The organism is Pseudomonas migulae, assembly GCF_024169315.1.
In the GTDB taxonomy this organism is placed as follows: domain Bacteria; phylum Pseudomonadota; class Gammaproteobacteria; order Pseudomonadales; family Pseudomonadaceae; genus Aquipseudomonas; species Aquipseudomonas migulae_B.
The window spans coordinates 1,569,610-1,589,611 of record NZ_JALJWR010000001.1; the positions used below are offsets into that span (position 1 = coordinate 1,569,610).

Below are 20,002 nucleotides of genomic sequence, written 5' to 3' on the forward strand. Positions count from 1 at the left end.
CGGCGATTAACCGTCCTTCTCGATTTCACAGAGTAGCGGATGCTGGCTTTCCCTGGCGTACTGGTTGACCTGCATGGCCTTGGTCTCGGCAATGTCGCGGGTAAACACTCCACATACTGCCCGCCCTTCTGTGTGGACGGCCAGCATGACCTTGGTCGCCAGCTCGCGATTCAGGTTAAAAAACACCTCGAGCACTTCGACGACGAAATCCATCGGTGTGTAGTCATCGTTAAACAAAACCACCTTGTACATCGGCGGCGCCTGTAAAGCAGGCTTGGCCTCCTGAACAGCAATGCCTGCGGAATCGTCGTCGTGTAAATCAGGGCGATCCTGATTGAATGTTAGTCGAATCTGGCTGATTGCATGCATGGAAAGAAAGGTTCGTCAGTTGTGCGAATACAGTAGTGGGGACGGCTATCAACGATTTCAACTCCGACTGCCTGGTCACCTTGACTATCGGCAAAACGGTGTTACAACCAATAGAGCCCACAGTGGGTAAAAAAGGTCCGCGGAGTCAATCTTATTTACAGGATCTGGCTGCGGATGTACTGGATGATACTCCAGTGATGGAGTCTGTTGCAGAGGGATATGAGCATGGCTGTCGGTAAGGTGAAATGGTTCAACAATGCCAAAGGGTTCGGTTTCATTAACACCGACGCCAGAGAAGGTCGTGACGAGGATGGCAAGGATATCGATTTCTTTGCCCACTATTCGGCCATTGACATGGACGGGTACAAGACCCTCAAGGCCGGACAAGCCGTCAACTTCGAAATCGTTCAGGGCCCTAAAGGCCTGCACGCCGTGAAGATTACGTCTGCGGCCGTTGCGAACGAACACACCTCGCCTGTCACCCGGCAGGACACCGTGTCGAACTGAATAAACCCGTCACCCAGTCATAAAAAAACCGCCCGAAGGCGGTTTTTTTTGTGCCGACTCGCTTACATATGCGAAATCAGTGCATCGCCAAACCCGGAAGACGACACCAGCTTCGCGCCGTCCATCAGACGTTCGAAGTCATAGGTCACGGTCTTGGCGGAAATCGCGCCGTTGGTGCCCTTGATGATCAGGTCAGCCGCTTCGGTCCAGCCCATGTGACGCAGCATCATCTCTGCAGACAGGATCAGCGAACCCGGGTTGACCTGGTCCTTGCCGGCATATTTCGGCGCAGTACCGTGGGTGGCCTCGAACATGGCAATAGTGTCGGACAGGTTGGCACCCGGCGCGATACCGATACCGCCCACTTCGGCCGCGAGGGCGTCGGAGAGGTAGTCGCCGTTCAGGTTCAGGGTCGCGATGACATCGTATTCGGCCGGGCGCAGCAGGATCTGCTGGAGCATGGCGTCGGCGATGGCGTCCTTGACGATGACGTTCTTGCCGGTTTTCGGGTTCTTGAACTGCATCCACGGACCGCCGTCGAGCAGGGTCGCGCCGAACTCTTCAGCCGCCACTTCGTAGGCCCATTCCTTGAAGGCACCTTCGGTGAACTTCATGATGTTGCCTTTGTGCACGATGGTCAGCGAGTCGCGGTCGTTGTCGACCACATACTGCAGGGCCTTGCGCGCCAGACGCTTGGTGCCTTGCAGCGAAACCGGCTTGATGCCGATACCGCAGTTTTCGTCGAAACGGATCTTGGTCACGCCCATTTCATCTTTGAGGAACTTGATGACTTTGGTCGCTTCCGGCGAACCGGCTTTCCATTCGATACCGGCGTAGATGTCTTCCGAGTTTTCGCGGAAGATCGTCATGTCGACGTCGCCTGGTTTCTTGACCGGGCTCGGCACACCTTCGAACCAGCGCACCGGGCGCAGGCAGACGTACAGGTCGAGTTGCTGGCGCAGGGCCACGTTCAGGGAACGGATGCCGCCACCGACCGGAGTGGTCAGCGGGCCCTTGATGGAAACCACGTAATCCTTGACTGCGTCCAGGGTTTCCTGAGGCAGCCAGGTGTCCTGATCGTAAACCTGAGTCGCTTTTTCCCCGGCGTAGACTTCCATCCAGGAAATTTTGCGCTCGCCGCCGTAAGCCTTCTTAACAGCAGCATCGACAACCTTGATCATGACCGGGCTGATATCAACGCCAATACCATCGCCTTCGATGAAGGGGATGATCGGGTTGTTAGGAACATTGAGAGAATGGTCCGCGTTGACGGTGATTTTGTCGCCGACGGCTGGAACCTGAATCTTCTTGTATCCCATGCTGAACTCCATTGTTTGGATTGAACATCTGGCTTCGTTCGAGCGTACCCCAGTTAAATCGGCACGCAAACCCTATGTTCCATCCATCTGCCGCAAAGCTGCACAGTTCGCGACGTACAAGCCTGAAAGCAAAGGGAAAAGCGCCAAACTCAAGCACGGTGCAAGACTCTACGCCCCCCGCTCCCCTGCGACCTTTAGACCAATGGACGAGAATCGTTGCATATGAACCATCGGCAGATTGCCAGCTACCTATGTATAATGCCGCCCGCTGACCACAGAGTCACGACGGCCGACCTCTCTAGCACGAGACTTTGGACCTGAAAAAGCAGGATTGTTATCGCAGTCCACCCGCTTGCCGCTCGACTGATGCACCCAACATCACCGCGCACAAACCTCGACATTCGGCTCATGGATGACTTTGAACGAACGCGCTTACCCGGCGCCCCTCGAGTTTCTGCGCACGCTTTAGCAAAGAAGAGAGAGTTAATCCGAATATGCCCACCCGCTCGAAGATCATCTATACCTTCACCGACGAAGCTCCCGCCCTCGCCACCTATTCACTGCTGCCTATCGTAGAAGCGTTCACCGCTTCGGCTGATATCGCCGTTGAAACCCGCGATATCTCTCTTGCAGGGCGCATCCTGGCCAGCTTCCCCGAGCAATTGGGTGACAAAGCCGTAGCCGACCACCTCGCCGAACTGGGCGACCTGGCCGTTACGCCTGAAGCCAACATCATCAAGTTGCCGAACATCAGTGCTTCGGTTCCGCAACTGCAGGCCGCGATCAAAGAGCTGCAAGCCCAGGGCTTCGCACTGCCGGACTACCCGGAAACCGTGACCAGCGACGCCGACAAAGAAGCCAAGTCGCGTTACGACAAGATCAAGGGCAGCGCCGTGAACCCGGTTCTGCGCGAAGGCAACTCCGATCGTCGCGCACCGCTGTCGGTCAAGAACTACGCACGCAAGCACCCGCACAAAATGGGCGCCTGGGCTGCGGACTCCAAGTCCCACGTCGCGCACATGAGCACCGGTGATTTCTACGGCAGCGAAAAAGCTGCCCTGATCGACGCCGCTGACGCCGTCAAAATCGAACTGATCGCTCAAGACGGCACCACCACCGTCCTGAAAGAAAAGACCACCGTACAAGCCGGTGAGATCCTCGATTGCGCGGTCATGAGCAAAAACGCTCTGCGCAGCTTCATCGCTGCCGAGATCGAAGACGCCAAAGCCAAGGGCGTGCTGCTGTCGGTTCACCTGAAAGCCACCATGATGAAGGTCTCCGACCCGATCATGTTCGGCCAGATCGTTGCCGAGTTCTATAAAGACGCACTGGCCAAGCACGCAGACGTGCTGGCACAGATCGGCTTCAACCTGAACAACGGCATCGGCGACCTGTACGCTCGCATCAAGGCCTTGCCTGCCGAGCAACAAGCGCAGATCGAAGCGGACATCCAGGCGGTCTACGCCGTTCGTCCGTCGTTGGCCATGGTCAACTCCGACAAAGGCATCACCAACCTGCACGTGCCGAGCGACGTCATCGTCGACGCCTCGATGCCGGCGATGATCCGTGACTCCGGCAAAATGTGGGGCACTGACGGCCAGCTGCACGACACCAAGGCTGTGATCCCGGATCGCTGCTACGCCACCATCTACCAGGCGGTCATCGAAGACTGCAAGGTCAACGGCGCTTTCGATCCGACCACCATGGGCAGCGTGCCAAACGTTGGCCTGATGGCGAAAAAAGCCGAAGAGTACGGCTCGCACGACAAGACTTTCCAGATCAAGAGCAACGGTGTTGTCCGCGTTACGGACAGCAAAGGCGCCCTGCTGCTGGAACAGTCGGTTGAAGCCGGCGACACCTTCCGCATGTGCCAGACCAAAGACGCGCCGATCCAGGACTGGGTCAAACTGGCCGTCAACCGCGCTCGCGCAAGCAGCACTCCGGCGATTTTCTGGCTGGACCCAATGCGCGCCCACGACGGCGTAGTGATCGAGAAAGTTCAGGCTTACCTGAAGGATCACGACACGTCGGGCCTGGACATCCGCATCATGGCGCCGGTTGACGCGATGAAGTTCACCCTGCAGCGCACCCGCGAAGGCAAGGACACCATTTCGGTGACCGGCAACGTATTGCGCGACTACCTGACCGACCTGTTCCCGATCATGGAACTGGGCACCAGCGCCAAGATGCTGTCGATCGTTCCGCTGATGAATGGCGGCGGCCTGTTCGAAACCGGCGCCGGCGGTTCGGCACCGAAGCACGTTCAGCAGCTGCTGGAAGAGAACTTCCTGCGCTGGGATTCCCTGGGCGAGTTCCTGGCCCTGGCCGCCTCCCTCGAGCACCTGGGTGTGACCTACAACAACCCTAAGGCGCTGGTTCTGGCCAAGACCCTGGATCAGGCCACCGGCCAGTTCCTGGACAACAACAAGTCGCCATCGCGCAAAGTCGGCAACATCGACAACCGCGGCAGCCACTTCTACCTGGCGCTGTACTGGGCTCAGGCCCTGGCCGCCCAGACTGAAGACGCTGCACTGCAAGCGCAGTTCGGTGAACTGGCCAAGACTCTGACCGAGAACGAAGCAACCATCGTTGCCGAGCTCAATGCCGTTCAGGGCAAGCCAGTGGACATCGGCGGTTACTACCACGCCAATGCCGAGCTGATCAGCAAGGCGATGCGCCCGAGCAACACCTTCAACGCCGCGATCGCTGCGCTGGTTTAAGGTTGTAAGGATGCAAAGAAACCCCGGCCTAGTGCCGGGGTTTCTGTTTTTCAGCCATCACACAAATCAAATGTGGGAGCGGGCTTGCTCGCGAATGCGGTTTATCATTCAACATCTCTACTGACTGGCCTACCGCTTTCGCGAGCAAGCCCGCTCCCACATTTGACCGTGTTTCATTTTTCAAGAATTGAGGAAGCTTCATGGACTGGAAACCCCACATCACCGTCGCCACCATCGTCGAAGACAACGGCCGCTTCCTGATGGTTGAAGAAACCAAGCACGGACGAACGGTGCTCAACCAGCCCGCCGGCCACCTCGACCCGGACGAAACCCTGATCGAAGCCGCCGTGCGCGAAACCCTTGAAGAAACCGGCTGGGACGTCGAGGCGACCGGCGTGGTGGGCATTTACCTCTACACCGCCCCCAGCAACGGCGTGACCTACCAGCGGGTCTGCTTCACCGCAAAACCACTCAAGCATCACCCCGACTACCAACTGGACGACGGTATTGTCGGCGCAAAATGGCTGACGCGTGACGAACTGCTGGCACAGCGCGCAAACTGGCGCAGTGAGCTGATCATCCGCTGTATTGATGATTATCTGGACGGCAAACACTTCAGTCTCGAACTGATCCGCCCTTCTCTTTAGCCTTGCGGGCTTCGGCCTGCTAGAATCGCGTCCTTTTTCAAGACACTCATTGAATCCCTATGCGTGATCCAGCCCCTTCTGACACACAAAAGAAGCGCGTCATTGTCGGCATGTCCGGCGGCGTGGACTCTTCCGTTTCCGCTCTCCTGCTGATCGAGCAGGGTTACGAGGTGGAAGGCCTGTTCATGAAGAACTGGGAAGAAGACGATGGAACGGAATACTGCACCGCCATGGATGACCTGGCGGACGCCCAGGCCGTGTGCGACAAGATTGGCATCAAGCTGCACACCGCCAACTTCGCCGCCGAGTACTGGGACAACGTGTTCGAGCACTTCCTGGCCGAATACAAGGCCGGTCGCACGCCGAACCCGGACATCCTGTGTAACCGCGAGATCAAGTTCAAGGCGTTCCTCGACTACGCCATGGTGCTTGGCGCCGACCTGATCGCCACCGGTCACTACGTGCGCCGCCGCGACATCGATGGCCGTACCGAACTGCTCAAGGGCCTGGACCCGAACAAGGACCAGAGCTACTTCCTGCACGCCGTCGGCGGCGAACAGATCGCCAAGACCCTGTTCCCGGTCGGCGAACTGGAAAAACCCGAAGTGCGGGCGATTGCCGAGAAACACGACCTGGCGACCGCGAAGAAAAAGGATTCCACCGGGATCTGCTTTATCGGCGAACGCCGCTTCAGCGATTTCCTCAAGCAATACCTGCCCGCGCAGCCTGGCGAAATCAAGACCACCGAAGGTGAAGTCATCGGCCGCCACCACGGCTTGATGTACCACACCATCGGCCAGCGTCAGGGCCTGGGCATCGGCGGATTGAAAGACGCCAGTGACGAGCCGTGGTACGTCCTGATCAAGGATCTGGTGAACAACGAGCTGATCGTTGGCCAGGGCAATGACCACCCGTACCTGTTCTCCCGCGCCCTGCTCGCTTCGGACATCTATTGGGTCAACCCGATCGACCTCACCGAACCACGCAAGCTGACCGCCAAGGTTCGTTATCGCCAGAGCGATCAACCCTGCACGCTGGAAAAAACCGCCACCGGCTACCGCGCAACCTTCGATGACCCGCAACGCGCGGTCACCCCAGGCCAGTCCGTGGTGTTCTACGACGGTGAAATCTGTCTTGGCGGCGGCGTCATCGAAGTGGCGGAACCGTGGACCAGCAAAGGCCAGCAACAATGAGCCCGACTCAGGAGCAACTAACGGCGCTGGGCGGTGTTTTTCTCGCTGCCGTGCTGGTGGACAAGATCGCCAAGACCGGCCAGACCACCGAAGCCGGCCTGACCTGTATGCTCGGCAGCCTGCTGATTCGCGACCCCAAGGACACCCTGGAGGTCTACGGCGGTGACGACATCAACTTGCGCGAAGGTTATCGCGCACTGATCGGTGCCCTCGAACGCGACCCGAGCACCCTGCAGCGCGAACCGCTGCGTTACGCCCTGGCGATGCTCGGGCTGGAGCGTCAACTGGCCAAGCGTGGCGACATGCTGGACGTGATCGGCAAGCGCCTGCCGCAGATTCAGTCGCAGGTCGAGCACTTCGGCCCGGCGCATGAAAACGTGATCGCGGCGTGCGGTGCGCTGTATCAGGACACGCTGAGCACCTTGCGCCAACGGATTCAGGTCCACGGTGACATGCGCAATCTGCAGCAACCGAGCAACGCCTCGAAGATCCGCGCGCTGTTGCTGGCGGGGATTCGTTCGGCGCGACTGTGGCGGCAGCTGGGCGGTCATCGCTGGCAGTTGGTGGTCAGCCGTCGCAAATTGCTCAAAGAGCTTTACCCGCTGATGCGCAGCAGCTGAAGCGCGCCCGCAACACCGTTTTGTAGTCAGTAACGCGTAATACGCTGGTCAGTTGGCGACGGACCGGCGGATTTTTTCATGTATGATACGCGCCCCATTTCGTTGCCCGACTGTCCGAGAACACCCCATGCAGCTTTCTTCGCTCACTGCGGTTTCCCCTGTTGACGGCCGCTACGCCGGCAAAACCCAGGCCCTGCGCCCAATTTTCAGCGAATACGGTCTGATCCGTGCTCGCGTTCTGGTTGAAGTGCGCTGGCTTCAGCGCCTGGCCGCTCACCCTGGCATCAGCGAAGTGCCGGCGTTCTCCGCCGAAGCCAACGCGGTGCTGAACACCCTGGCGGAAAACTTCGCTCTGGAGCACGCCGAGCGTGTCAAAGAGATCGAGCGCACCACCAACCACGACGTCAAAGCCATCGAATACCTGCTCAAAGAGCAAGCGGCCAAGCTGCCGGAACTGGCGGCCGTCAGCGAATTCATCCACTTTGCCTGCACCAGCGAGGACATCAACAACCTGTCCCACGCCCTGATGCTGCGCGAAGGCCGTGATGACGTGATGCTGCCGCTGATGCGCCAGACCGCCGAAGCCATCCGCGAACTGGCCATCCGTTTCGCCGACGTGCCGATGCTGTCGCGCACCCACGGTCAACCGGCTTCGCCGACCACCCTGGGTAAAGAGCTGGCGAACGTGGTTTACCGTCTGGAGCGTCAAATCGCTCAAGTCGCTGCCGTTCCGCTGCTGGGCAAGATCAACGGCGCCGTCGGCAACTACAACGCGCACCTGTCGGCCTACCCTGAGATCGACTGGGAAGAAAACGCTCGCGCCTTCATCGAAGACGAGCTGGGCCTGGGCTTCAACCCGTACACCACGCAGATCGAACCGCACGACTACATCGCCGAGCTGTTCGACGCGATCGCCCGTTTCAACACGATCCTGATCGACTTCGACCGCGACATCTGGGGCTACATCTCCCTGGGTTATTTCAAGCAGCGCACCATCGCTGGCGAAATCGGTTCGTCGACCATGCCGCACAAGGTCAACCCGATCGACTTCGAAAACTCCGAAGGCAACCTGGGCATCGCCAACGCACTGTTCCAGCACCTGGCGAGCAAGCTGCCGATCTCCCGCTGGCAGCGCGACCTGACCGACTCCACCGTTCTGCGCAACCTCGGTGTCGGCTTCGCCCACAGCGTGATCGCGTACGAAGCCAGCCTCAAAGGCATCAGCAAACTGGAGCTCAACGCTCAGAAGATTGCTGCCGACCTGGACGCGTGCTGGGAAGTATTGGCCGAGCCGATCCAGACCGTCATGCGTCGCTACAACATCGAAAACCCGTACGAGAAGCTGAAAGAGTTGACCCGCGGCAAGGGCATCAGCCCTGAAGCGCTGCAAACTTTCATCGACGGCCTGGACATGCCTGCCGCCGCCAAGGCCGAGCTGAAATTGCTCACCCCGGCGAACTACATCGGCAACGCAGTAGAACAAGCCAAACGCATCTGATCGACCGCTTTACCCGTTTGAGACGCCCGGCAGCGCCGGGCGTTTTTATTCCCGTCTGAAAAGTGCTTTTTTTCAATAGGTTACACATGAATCCTGATATTCCTCTTCAACTTCTGGGCGGCATCACGGCGCGCGAATTCCTGCGCGACTACTGGCAGAAAAAACCACTGCTGATCCGCCAGGCAATTCCTGATTTCGAAAGCCCGATCGACGCCGACGAACTGGCCGGCCTGTCGCTGGAAGAGGAAGTCGAATCGCGCCTGATCATCGAGCACGGCGAGCGTCCTTGGGAATTGCGCCGCGGCCCGTTTGCCGAAGACGAATTCAGCAAATTGCCGGAACGCGAGTGGACCCTGCTGGTTCAAGCGGTTGACCAGTTCGTGCCGGAAGTCAGCGAGTTGCTGGAACAGTTCCGCTTCCTGCCGAGCTGGCGCATCGACGACGTGATGATCAGCTTCGCCGCCCCAGGTGGCAGCGTCGGTCCGCATTTCGATAACTACGATGTGTTCCTGCTGCAAGGTCACGGCAAGCGCAACTGGAAGATCGGCCAGATGTGCAACTCCGAGAGCCCGCTGCTGCAACACGCGGACCTGCGCATCCTCGCCGACTTCGAAGCCACCGATGAGTGGGTGCTGGAACCGGGCGACATGCTGTACCTGCCGCCGCGCCTGGCCCATTGCGGCGTGGCCGTTGATGATTGCCTGACCTACTCCGTCGGTTTCCGTGCGCCGAGCGCCGCTGAAGTGCTGACCCACTTCACTGACTTCCTCAGCCAGTTCCTGACGGACGAAGAGCGCTACACCGACGCCGACGCCCTGCCTGCGGTCGATCCGCACCAGATCCAGCACGACGCCCTTGATCGCTTGAAAGGCTTGCTGGCCGAGCACATGAGCGACGAGCGCCTGCTGCTGACCTGGTTCGGCCAGTTCATGACCGAGCCGCGCTACCCGGAACTGGTGGTCGGCCCGGAAGAGATCGAAGAAGACGACCTGCTCGCCAGCCTCGAGCAAGGCGCTGTGCTGATCCGCAACCCGAGCGCGCGCATGGCCTGGTCCGAAGTCGATGACGACCTGCTGCTGTTCGCCAGCGGCCAGAGCCGCTACCTGCCAGGCAAACTGCGTGAGCTGCTGAAAATGGTCTGCGCCGCCGATGCGTTGCACATCGACAACCTCGGCGAGTGGCTGAGCGACGAAGACGGTCGCGGCCTGCTGTGCGAATTGGTCAAACAGGGAAGCCTGGGGTTCGCTGATGAATAAAATTCACGTACGTGTCGCAGACTGGCAAAAGGACAACGCCGAGATCCGGCGCATTCGTGAGACGGTGTTCATCGCCGAGCAATCCGTTCCGCCTGAACTGGAATGGGATGCAGATGACGCAACAGCTGTGCATTTCCTGGCCTTCGAAGGCGACTTTCCGATTGGCACGGCTCGCCTGCTGCCCGACGGGCATGTTGGCCGGGTATCGGTGCTGAAAGACTGGCGCGGCTTGAAGGTCGGCGATGCGCTGATGCAAGCGGTGATCGGTGAAGCCGAGAAGTGCGGGCTGAAACAGCAGATGCTGAGTGCGCAGGTTCAGGCCACGGCGTTCTATGAACGCCTGGGCTTCAGCCTGGTCAGTGAGGAATTCCTGGAAGCCGGGATTCCGCATGTGGACATGGTGCGGCACTCCGCCTGAAACCGAGGTGAAGCCTTCGCGGGCAAGCCTCGCTCCTACAGGGATTGCACTGAACCTGTAGGAGCGAGGCTTGCCCGCGAAGAGGCCCGAAAGAACACACAAAACGCCCCGCCATCTTCAGATGCCGGGGCGTTTTGCTGTCTACGATTCAACTTGCCCCACGCCGGGCCGACAAACTGGCAAACTCAAGACATCAAGAAGTCGGAGATAACGGATATGTCCCTACGCACCCTGCTCACCACGCTGCTGCTGACCTGCAGTTTTTCGGTCATGGCCGCCACCGAGATCGTGCCGCTGAACTACCACACCAGCGCCGACATGCTGCCGATGGCCCAGGATTTCATCGGCAAGGATGGCCAGGTCAGCGCCTATGGCAACCAACTGATCGTCAACGCGGATCAGCGCAAGATCGACGAACTTAAAGCCCTTATCGCCCAACTCGACACTCAGCCAAAGCGCCTGCTGATCACCGTCGATACCAACGAAAACAACTTCCAGGGCGACCAGGGTTATTCGGTCAATGGCGCCAAACCGAGCCAGACCCGAATCATCAATCGCAGCACCGACAGTCGCGACGGCGGCATCCAGCAAGTCCAGGCCAGCGAAGGCGCACCCGCACTGATCCAGGTCGGCCAGAGCGTGCCGCTGACCAGTACGCAGACCGATTCCTACGGCGATCCGCGCAGCCAGACGGAATACCGCAACGTCACCCAGGGCTTCTACGTCACCGCGAGCGTCACCGGCGACATCGTTCACCTGTCGATCAGTACCAACCGTGACCGCATGAGCCAGGAACGTCCCGATGTAGTGAACGTGCAAAGCACCGACACAACCGTCACCGGACGGCTCGGCGAATGGATCACTCTGGCCGGCGTAAATCGCCAGACTCAGGCCGACAAACAGGGCCTGACCCGCAGCTACTCGACTCAGGGCCGGGATGACATGACCCTGCGGGTGAAAGTCGATACTTTGGACTAAACCACCGAAAACTGACTGATTAGTCGTATTAGACCAAAGATGTAGTGCTTGAAAAAAAGCACTACAAAACGTTTGACGAGCCAAAAAAGCAAAGGCATGATGGCCTCGCTCCCGCTAATCAGGGGCCCTGGCAAGGGCCTTCGAAGCGATGCTCGCACCTACCCCGTGAGCCGTTTCGTGTCTGTACCGCCCAAAAGGTGTGTTTGACGAGGTTGCCGACTGGAACGAAGTTGTCCCGAGGGACGGAAGCGTATTTAGGTAAACCCGGCATCACACTGAAGTTCGTATAGAGGCCCACGACGCCCGAATGCGCTCGCCAGTCCGCCCTTACCTGCTCACTTCCCCTCGAGCCCATCGTTCATCCCGTCGCCAATCCCGCCGAATCCTCCTTGACCACCTAAGCTTCTGGTCAGCGAGCGCATGAATTTTCCACCGCAGAACAACTTTCCGTAAAAGACGCGACGAGGTTTATCTCCATGGCACTGACACGCGAACAGCAAATTGCAGCCCTCGAAAAAGACTGGGCTGAAAACCCACGCTGGAAAGGCGTGACACGCGCTTACTCCGCTGCTGACGTCGTCCGCCTGCGTGGCTCGGTTCAACCTGAGCACACCTTTGCGAAACTCGGCGCCGAGAAGCTCTGGAACCTGGTGACCCAGGGCGCCAAGCCGTCCTTCCGTCCTGAGAAAGATTTCGTCAACTGCATGGGCGCCCTGACCGGCGGCCAGGCTGTACAGCAAGTCAAAGCCGGCATCCAGGCGATCTACCTGTCGGGCTGGCAGGTTGCTGCGGACAACAACTCCGCCGAATCGATGTACCCGGACCAGTCGCTGTACCCGGTGGATTCGGTTCCAACCGTGGTCAAGCGCATCAACAACTCGTTCCGTCGTGCCGACCAGATCCAGTGGAAAGCCGGCAAAGGCCCGGGCGACGAAGGCTACATCGACTACTTCGCGCCGATCGTGGCTGACGCTGAAGCCGGTTTCGGCGGCGTACTGAACGCTTACGAGCTGATGAAGAGCATGATCGAAGCAGGCGCCGCCGGCGTTCACTTCGAAGACCAACTGGCTTCCGTGAAAAAATGCGGCCACATGGGCGGCAAGGTACTGGTTCCTACCCAGGAAGCTGTGCAGAAGCTGACCGCTGCCCGTCTGGCAGCTGACGTTGCCGGCACGCCGACCATCATTCTGGCCCGTACCGACGCTAACGCGGCTGACCTGCTGACTTCCGATTGCGACCCGTACGACCAGCCGTTCGTGACTGGCGAACGTACCCAGGAAGGCTTCTACAAAGTGCGCGCCGGTCTCGACCAGGCTATCGCTCGCGGCCTGGCTTACGCGCCGTACGCCGATCTGATCTGGTGCGAAACCGCCAAGCCGGATCTGGACGAGGCTCGTCGCTTCGCCGAAGCGATCAAAAAGGAATACCCGGACCAACTGCTGTCGTACAACTGCTCGCCTTCCTTCAACTGGAAGAAAAACCTGGACGACGCGACCATCGCCAAGTTCCAGCGCGAACTGTCCGCCATGGGTTACAAGCACCAGTTCATCACCCTGGCCGGCATTCACAACATGTGGCACAGCATGTTCAACCTGGCGCACGACTACGCCCGCAACGACATGACTGCCTACGTGAAACTGCAAGAGCAGGAATTCGCTGACGCCGCCAAGGGTTACACCTTCGTGGCTCACCAGCAGGAAGTGGGCACCGGCTACTTCGACGACATGACCACCGTGATCCAGGGCGGCTCGTCTTCGGTAACCGCACTGACCGGTTCGACTGAAGAAGAACAGTTCCACTGATCTGCTTCGCCTGAACGATCGGCCGTTGCGGACCGAGTAAAAAGCTAACCGCAACGCCGCACATCTGACGCCCCGACTGGTTCGGGGCGTTTTTTTTTGCCTGCGTTTTTTCCATCACTGCGCCCGATCATACTGAGGTCGCGTAGCGGTTCCTCCTGGCAGCAAGCAGAAGACAACCTCCCCCGAACAAGACGCCCAACAGCCCATAGATACTCCAGCTCAGCTGGAAACCGACCCCTGTGATCAACGAGGCGCCAATGCCTACGGACACCATCCTCGCCCCCGCCAGCAGGATAGGAATAAGGGAAAACAGACTGGCCTGGGTCTGCAATGTGGTTTTCTGCGCAATCAACGCAGTGACGTAGGTAACGCCGAGAATCTCACCCAGCGTCCAGAAAAACACAAACGAGAGGATCAGAATGGTCTGCTCGAAAAAGGCATAGGCGCCAAATCCGATACCGTAAAAAACCGCCGCCAGGGACAGATTGGTCAACGCTCCGAAACGCGACGTCAATGCAATCAGTGGTTGCGTCAACACGACCACTAGCAACGCATTGACGATACCTACCGCACCGAACAGGCCGGCGGCCTTGCCCGCCGTCACCCCATCAAGCCATAGAGGCAATTGATATTCGCGCTGCGCATCCAGCACCGACAACGCAAAGAACATCGCGCCCGCAACGATCACGATCCTTGGCACATCAACTAAAGCGCCAATGGAGGTCCTTCTGGCTTCAGTCATAGCGCTCTGGCGTTCCGGCAGCGCCAGAAAGCCACTCGCCAAAAGGCACAACACGCTGGCGACCATCGCAAACAGCACCAGATAGTGGCTGTCGAGGCCGAGCAAGTACCCACCGATCACGAACAGCAACGCGCCCCCCAGATTGCTGGCCAGGTGCAGATAGCCAAAAGAGGCGATGCGATTGCTTTCGTCCGCCGCCAGGGACGTAAGAACGCTGAATACCGGCGTGATCAGGCCCGCGCACAGCATGAACAGCAGCACCATCGCAATGGATGCGATCGATGAACCGAGCACGGCAGCGATCAACAAAAACAGCGATGAACAGGAAGAGGTACAGATCAAAAGTGACCGGAAGGAACAACGACCGATCAGCGCCCCGCCCAACAGATTGCCCAGCAGATAAAACGCCGACATCAGCGTGATCACCCAGGCCACCGCCGAGCTGTCGAGCTGGTAGTGCCGCTGGAAAAACAGGGCAGCAAAAGGCCCCAACGCATTGGCCATGACAAACAACAACCGGAGAAGAACGATATTGCGCATCCCTGCCGCCAGACCGATCCTTTTCAGCCACACCGTCACTTGAGGATCACCTTGATACTCCGCAGGTTCACAACGCCGGCCTTTGGGCAATCCAGTGCTCCAGTTTCACATCGCTCAAGCAAGCCGCACTGCAGCTCCCACGCAATATCGCCATCAGGAATGTTTTGAGATCCGACGACGAAGGAACGGCCACACGCAATAAATTGTTGAGCAGGCCAAAGCTGTGAGGATATTGCGAACAGTTGCTTACGCGAATATTGGCCTGAGCGAAAGCGTTGGCCAGACGACCATCGCACTCATCCTGTAGCAGCAGAAAATTCGTATCGCTCTCGTACACGACGATCGAGTTGGCCCGACAGACTTCGACAATTTCACTTTTGATCTGCGCGAGATTATCGTGCGCCTGCTGCAAGGCTTGCTGGTTCTGCAAACAGAACAACGCCGCTTTCACCGCCACATGGTTTACATCCCAAGGGCCGCGCACTTTCAACAGTTCACGGACTGATTCCGGTCGCGTGACCACATACCCCAGGCGTAACCCGGCGAGACCGAAGTACTTGGAGAACGAACGAATGACAAATAGCTGCCTGACCGCACCGAATGTATCCAGACACGATTGTTGCAGGTACTCAAAGTAGCATTCGTCAACGATCATCGGCTTGTCTTGCCTTACACAAGCCTCGACCAGAACTTTCAATTGCTCAGGATCGATGCGTACGCCCAGGGGGTTGTTGGGGTTACACAGGATCAGTCCATGGCTGGTTTGCAAGGATTGGAGTACAGCCTCGGTGGGTAGCACGAATTTTTCGGCTTGCTTCTCAAACCCCACGATCACCGGCACCACGCCATTGACTTCGAGCATCTGGTAATAGAAGGAAAAAACCGGAGAAGGAACCACCACCCTGTCCCCTGGCGAAAACACTGACCGTATCACCAGATCGATGGCCTGATCCGCCCCATTGGTCAGCAGCAAACTGTCGGTCGAAACCTTGCAATACTGTGACAGTTCGTTAAGGAGAGGCTGATAATTGGGATAGGCGAACAGATCCTGGGGCTTCAATTCGCTGGCAATGAACCCTGCCAGAAACTTATGTAAAAACTGGTTTTCATTCAGATCCAGCAACACCGATGAAAGATCGCGCTCCGGCGCTTTCCATAATCCGGAACACGAGATGTGATCATGAAACTTCATTTGTGCATCCCTCCATAGATAACCCGTTCACCAGCCGCATACATCTGCCTGACTTCTTCGCCGCTGGCATACACCACCGACTTCCCCGTGGCTGCCGACAAATACTGGCTGGTAATCAAACGGCTGATTTCCGCAGTGAATGCCACGGCACGATGAAACGCCTCGGACAGGTCGCGGCCAAAACAGGTAATGCCATGACTGGGCATGACAATGCAGTTGGTGTCACTGGCGCAGCGGCCGATGGCACTGACATCCAGCTCTATATTCACACCTTCGCCCAGAATGCACGGCGGCTTGCCCATGACCAGTGCCGTGTCGTTCGACACGTACTCCATTTCACGCCACTGCATGACAGCGAAGAAGGAAATGACTTCATTGGGATGAAGATGCACCGTGGCATTGACATCAGCGCGACAGCGCATGATTTCCCGGTGCATCTGATGCCCCAGGCTCGGCCTGAAACGACCGTGCAAAAGCTCATCGGATTGCATATCCAGCACAGCCAGATGTTCAAGACCGCACTCTTCCAGGGAGACGCCGCGATGTTTGGTGTAGATCACTTCGCGCTGCCAATACGGGCAGTGACTGCGTACGGCGATATTGCCCAGCGTATTGACCAATAGCTGTCGCGCCGCCAGACGCTGACCGTATTGAACAATGCTGTTGCCGATCGTCACATCGAACCAGGCTGGCAACCCGGCTCGGGAAGGTTCGAGTCCCACATGCTTTAGTTCAGGCATTCCCTTTTGCCTCCTCCCGATACGCAATCGGGATTAACCACCGTTTTGACTGTTTTGCCCTGTAGCAGACAGAGCATCGTTTCCAAGGCATTGGCCTTCAATTGCGCCAGAGAACGCTCGCTGTAAAAAGCGGCATGCGGTGTCAGTAACACACGCTCATGCTCGATCAAGGCCCGGGGAGGTGCCGGCTCCTCTTCCACGACATCCAGCAGTGCCATGGACACACCACCGGATTGCAGAGCCCGGAGCAAAGCATCGGTATCGACGATGCCACCTCGCGCGGTATTGACCAGGGTCGCACCGCGCTTCATCCGCAAAAATCGCCCATCGTTCATCAAATGCGCTGTGTCCGGGGTAAGAGGCAGATGCAGCGATATGACATCGGCCGTATCGAGCAACCACTCCAGTGTGCCGCCCTGCGCTATACCTTCGACACACCGCTCGACCCCTGGATCGTAAAAACGGATCCGGTAACCCAGGGCCGTCGCTCTGCGCGCCAATGCTCTCCCTGTTGCGCCATAACCGATCAACCCCAGAACTGTGTCTGCGCAGGCTTTGACCTCGCTGGTATGAGCTCGCCAGCTCCAGCCGCCCTGCCGGGTGTGCCTGGCGTAGTCGAGAAGCTTGCGCTGGGCGAAGAGGATCAACGCCAGGGCGTGCTCCGCGACTTCCTCCGCCCCCACAGAGCCGATGTTCGAGCAAAGAATGCCTTTCGCGCTCAAAGCCTCGACATCCACATCATCAAGGCCAATGGTTGCCTTCACCAATGCGCGGCAACGATGCATCCTGGCAACCAATGGCGCGTCGATGACGACCGAATGAAAGGCGATGATCCCGTCGGCCCGGGCCAATTGTTCATCCGAGGGCCGGGATGTGACCTCAACGCTATAGCGTCGATGCTCCGGACCCGGGACATACTCCCCGGGGTCGACATAATTCACTCTCTGCGAATCGATCATCAGAATATTCATGGGCATCCTTTTCCCTCCCTGACCGGCAGCACCGCCGATTCAAAATTACCCACCTCGCGACTCTCAGGCACTGAGGTAGTCGCACTGTTTGCCGATATGCCCCGACACGGCCACGTCGTAGAGGCAGGCGGCAACCACCATGTCCTGACTGGCATGTCCAACGCTGCGGAAGTAACTCAGACCTTGTTTGCGGGTTGCCGGCGACGGCTGCTCGACAGCCAAGGCACTGATCTCCTGAATGTCCTTGAGATCAATCACCGACAACGCCAGCGCCTCGGCAATTTCGCCCGACTCACGGCATGCGGCGTCCAGATGATCGACATGAACCTGCGCATTGCCCAGTAACCGGGGATCGATTTCGCACGCCTGCGGCGTACTGCCACCAATGGCATTGATATGTGCATCGGGTTTGAGCTGATTCGCCCAAATCAAGGGCAGCGGGCTGTCATGGGAGGTCGTCGTGCAGACAATGTCCGCATTGGCCAGAGCCTCCTCCATCCGGCTCACGGCCTCTATCGGTAGCGAAAGCTCAATGGACAGGCGCTCGGCCAAAGCGACACTTCGGGCCAGGCAACGGGAAAATATCCTGATCTGGCCAAGATCCCTGATAGCAGCCATCGCCTTAATGTGCGCAGCAGCCTGAGCCCCTGCGCCGATCACCGCCAGATCAAGCCGTATCCGAGGGCAGAGCTTGTCCGTCGCCAGCGCACTCATGGCACTGGTACGAATCGCCGTCAGGGCTGCACTGTCAAGCATCGCCAACAATTGCCCGCTTTCGATATCGATCAACAAGACCGCACCATTGACAGCCGATAATCCGTGCACCGCGTTGCCGGGATGAAACGACGACACTTTGATGCCCAGCGTCTGGCTTCCGGGCAAAAAGGCCGGCATGAACAATGAGAATGCTTTTTGTCGCTCGTGAGTGATGATCGAGCGCTGCGGAACCACGGGAGGCGAGAGCGCAAACCCCTGGTGGGCTTTTTCAAGTGCGCGGACAAGCGTTGGCAACTCGACACAACGCCCGATATCTTCGCGATTAAGAAGCAGCATGGCTTTTCCTTTTCCATCAACGCTTTCTGAAGTAACCAGCCATCCTCGAGCTGGCAGCACAGACATCTAGCCGACCGGGTAGTCCTGGGAATACCCCTGCTTTGGAACCAGAAAGGTGCGCAGGTAAGTGATCACGGGGGTGCCATCCTGCTTACGCCCAACAACCCTGATGGTGACAATGCCCTGGCCGGGACGCGATCGGGATTCACGCTTGGAGACAACCTCGCTCTCGGCGTACAAGGTGTCGCCAACATAAACCGGATTGGGCAGACGAATTTCGTCCCAGCCCAGGTTTGCGATTGCCCGGGCACTCATTGTCGCTACCGTCATGCCGCTGATAATCGACAAGGTCACCGAGCTGTTGACCAGCAACTTCTCGAATTCGGTGCGCTGAGCATAAGCAACGTCGATATGTGCAGGATGGTTGTTCATGTTCACCAGTGACTGCCAGATGTTGTCCAGCTCAGTCACAGTTCGGCCGGGGCGGTGTTCGAACACATCCCCCACCACAAACTCTTCGTAATGCAGGCCATAAGACTCCCGGTAGCGATTTGCACCGATCCGTACATGGGCCGAAATCATCGGTTCCATAACGTTCTCCTCAAAGGCCCAGTTCCTGGGCGCGCTGGATAAGTTTCCTGGCTTGCTTCACAAACGGCGGTCCCACCATGAGATTTTTCAACCGGGTGATTTTTTCACCACTGTTCTCCGCAGCCTGCACAACTGCCAAAGCATGTTCGTACTCAGCAATGGAAGGAGTGAATACATCATTGATGATGGGAATCTGCCCTGGGTGAATGGAGGTCTTGCCACTGAATCCCAACTCCCGGGTGTCCTGGCATTCCTTCAGCAGCCCCGCCTCGTCGTCGAGATTGAAGTAAGCGGTGTCGAACGCTGGAATACCCGCGGCGCTTGCGGCCGCGACGATGCTCCCACGTGCATGCAGGATGTTGCTCCAGCCACCAATCTGCACGCCCAGACTGGCCGCATAGTCAGCGGAACCAAAGATCAGTCCGTCGGCACTTGATGCAATGGCATAAATATCCCGCAGACAGGTCGGTGTTTCGACGGTGACCAGTATTTTCGGACTTTCTCCATTGCGATATAAATTGGCGCGCACCACCTCTATCTCGGCCGCCGCTTCAGTCATTGCCAAGACAATAAATTCGGGCCGCTGTTCAAGCGACTGCACCAGCAGCAGATCGAGCAACCCTTGATTATCACGCAGAGGATTGATACGCAGTGCCGTACGCTGCGCAACAGGAGAACGATAGAACTGTTCGACACACAACCGGGCTTCAGCTTTCCTGGCAAGCGGAACACCATCCTCCAGATCAATCACCATGACATCTGTCAGAGCACTTTTGGCATATTGTTCAGGGTGTAAGGCCGAGCAATACAGCAAACTTCTTGGTATAGGATTGGTCATCGTATCCT

Annotated in this window: 19 protein-coding genes; 10 read left to right on the forward strand and 9 right to left on the reverse strand. The window is 58.1% G+C overall.

What is annotated here, in order from left to right:
- Nucleotides 1-6: 6 nt before the first annotated feature.
- A complete protein-coding gene (clpS, locus tag J2Y86_RS07190; protein WP_015094394.1) occupies nt 7-369 on the reverse strand; it encodes an ATP-dependent Clp protease adapter ClpS in 363 nt (120 codons plus the stop codon).
- Between the two features lie 225 nt (nt 370-594).
- On the opposite strand from clpS, the gene J2Y86_RS07195 reads away from it, so the two are divergent.
- Complete coding sequence (locus J2Y86_RS07195; RefSeq protein ID WP_253429191.1) at nt 595-876, forward strand: cold shock domain-containing protein; 282 nt, start codon at nt 595-597, stop codon at nt 874-876.
- A 62-nt stretch (nt 877-938) separates the two neighbouring features.
- On the opposite strand, the gene icd is transcribed toward J2Y86_RS07195, so the two are convergent.
- Entirely contained in the window at nt 939-2,195 is a 1,257-nt protein-coding gene (icd, locus tag J2Y86_RS07200) for an NADP-dependent isocitrate dehydrogenase (protein ID WP_027925122.1), read from the reverse strand.
- Nucleotides 2,196-2,689: 494 nt separating this feature from the next.
- On the opposite strand from icd, the gene J2Y86_RS07205 reads away from it, so the two are divergent.
- The 9 genes from J2Y86_RS07205 to aceA all read left to right on the forward strand — a co-directional run bounded on the left by J2Y86_RS07205 (nt 2,690) and on the right by aceA (nt 13,327).
- A complete protein-coding gene (locus tag J2Y86_RS07205; protein ID WP_253429193.1) occupies nt 2,690-4,915 on the forward strand; it encodes an NADP-dependent isocitrate dehydrogenase in 2,226 nt (741 codons plus the stop codon).
- Between the two features lie 200 nt (nt 4,916-5,115).
- Nucleotides 5,116-5,562 carry an NUDIX hydrolase gene (locus J2Y86_RS07210; RefSeq protein WP_253429194.1) on the forward strand — a complete coding sequence of 149 codons (447 nt, stop codon included), beginning with the start codon at nt 5,116-5,118 and terminating at the stop codon, nt 5,560-5,562.
- A 59-nt stretch (nt 5,563-5,621) separates the two neighbouring features.
- Nucleotides 5,622-6,755 carry a tRNA 2-thiouridine(34) synthase MnmA gene (gene mnmA / locus J2Y86_RS07215; protein ID WP_253429197.1) on the forward strand — a complete coding sequence of 378 codons (1,134 nt, stop codon included), beginning with the start codon at nt 5,622-5,624 and terminating at the stop codon, nt 6,753-6,755.
- Nucleotides 6,752-7,375, forward strand: a complete 624-nt coding sequence (hflD, locus tag J2Y86_RS07220; RefSeq protein WP_017339598.1) for a high frequency lysogenization protein HflD — start codon at nt 6,752-6,754, stop codon at nt 7,373-7,375. The genes mnmA and hflD overlap by 4 nt, the downstream gene beginning before the upstream one ends.
- Nucleotides 7,376-7,502: 127 nt before the next feature.
- A complete protein-coding gene (purB, locus tag J2Y86_RS07225) occupies nt 7,503-8,873 on the forward strand; it encodes an adenylosuccinate lyase (RefSeq protein WP_027925117.1) in 1,371 nt (456 codons plus the stop codon).
- Nucleotides 8,874-8,959: 86 nt separating this feature from the next.
- The gene (locus tag J2Y86_RS07230; protein ID WP_253429199.1) at nt 8,960-10,129 is read left to right on the forward strand and encodes a ribosomal protein uL16 3-hydroxylase; all 1,170 of its coding nucleotides are present in this window, start codon (nt 8,960-8,962) and stop codon (nt 10,127-10,129) included.
- Nucleotides 10,122-10,547: a GNAT family N-acetyltransferase gene (locus J2Y86_RS07235; RefSeq protein ID WP_253429201.1), complete on the forward strand. Its 426-nt coding sequence runs from the start codon at nt 10,122-10,124 to the stop codon at nt 10,545-10,547. The genes J2Y86_RS07230 and J2Y86_RS07235 overlap by 8 nt, the downstream gene beginning before the upstream one ends.
- Before the next feature lie 216 nt (nt 10,548-10,763).
- Nucleotides 10,764-11,525, forward strand: a complete 762-nt coding sequence (locus J2Y86_RS07240; protein WP_253429203.1) for a secretin N-terminal domain-containing protein — start codon at nt 10,764-10,766, stop codon at nt 11,523-11,525.
- A gap of 476 nt (nt 11,526-12,001) precedes the next feature.
- A complete protein-coding gene (aceA, locus tag J2Y86_RS07245; protein WP_008032724.1) occupies nt 12,002-13,327 on the forward strand; it encodes an isocitrate lyase in 1,326 nt (441 codons plus the stop codon).
- Between the two features lie 127 nt (nt 13,328-13,454).
- On the opposite strand, the gene J2Y86_RS07250 is transcribed toward aceA, so the two are convergent.
- The 7 genes from J2Y86_RS07250 to J2Y86_RS07280 all read right to left on the reverse strand — a co-directional run bounded on the left by J2Y86_RS07250 (nt 13,455) and on the right by J2Y86_RS07280 (nt 19,994).
- Nucleotides 13,455-14,648: an MFS transporter gene (locus tag J2Y86_RS07250; protein WP_253429205.1), complete on the reverse strand. Its 1,194-nt coding sequence runs from the start codon at nt 14,646-14,648 to the stop codon at nt 13,455-13,457.
- A gap of 28 nt (nt 14,649-14,676) precedes the next feature.
- Nucleotides 14,677-15,801: a pyridoxal phosphate-dependent aminotransferase gene (locus tag J2Y86_RS07255; RefSeq protein WP_253429207.1), complete on the reverse strand. Its 1,125-nt coding sequence runs from the start codon at nt 15,799-15,801 to the stop codon at nt 14,677-14,679.
- Nucleotides 15,798-16,541: a class II aldolase/adducin family protein gene (locus J2Y86_RS07260; RefSeq protein WP_253429209.1), complete on the reverse strand. Its 744-nt coding sequence runs from the start codon at nt 16,539-16,541 to the stop codon at nt 15,798-15,800. Before J2Y86_RS07260 ends, J2Y86_RS07255 begins: the two co-directional genes overlap by 4 nt.
- Nucleotides 16,529-17,512, reverse strand: a complete 984-nt coding sequence (locus J2Y86_RS07265; RefSeq protein ID WP_253429211.1) for a C-terminal binding protein — start codon at nt 17,510-17,512, stop codon at nt 16,529-16,531. Before J2Y86_RS07265 ends, J2Y86_RS07260 begins: the two co-directional genes overlap by 13 nt.
- 63 nt (nt 17,513-17,575) lie before the next feature.
- Nucleotides 17,576-18,565 (reverse strand): ornithine cyclodeaminase family protein, encoded by a 990-nt coding sequence (locus J2Y86_RS07270; protein WP_253429213.1) that lies wholly within the window; start codon nt 18,563-18,565, stop codon nt 17,576-17,578.
- A gap of 66 nt (nt 18,566-18,631) precedes the next feature.
- Complete coding sequence (locus J2Y86_RS07275; protein ID WP_253429215.1) at nt 18,632-19,156, reverse strand: MaoC family dehydratase; 525 nt, start codon at nt 19,154-19,156, stop codon at nt 18,632-18,634.
- Between the two features lie 10 nt (nt 19,157-19,166).
- A complete protein-coding gene (locus J2Y86_RS07280) occupies nt 19,167-19,994 on the reverse strand; it encodes an HpcH/HpaI aldolase/citrate lyase family protein (RefSeq protein ID WP_253429217.1) in 828 nt (275 codons plus the stop codon).
- Between the last annotated feature and the right edge of the window lie 8 nt (nt 19,995-20,002).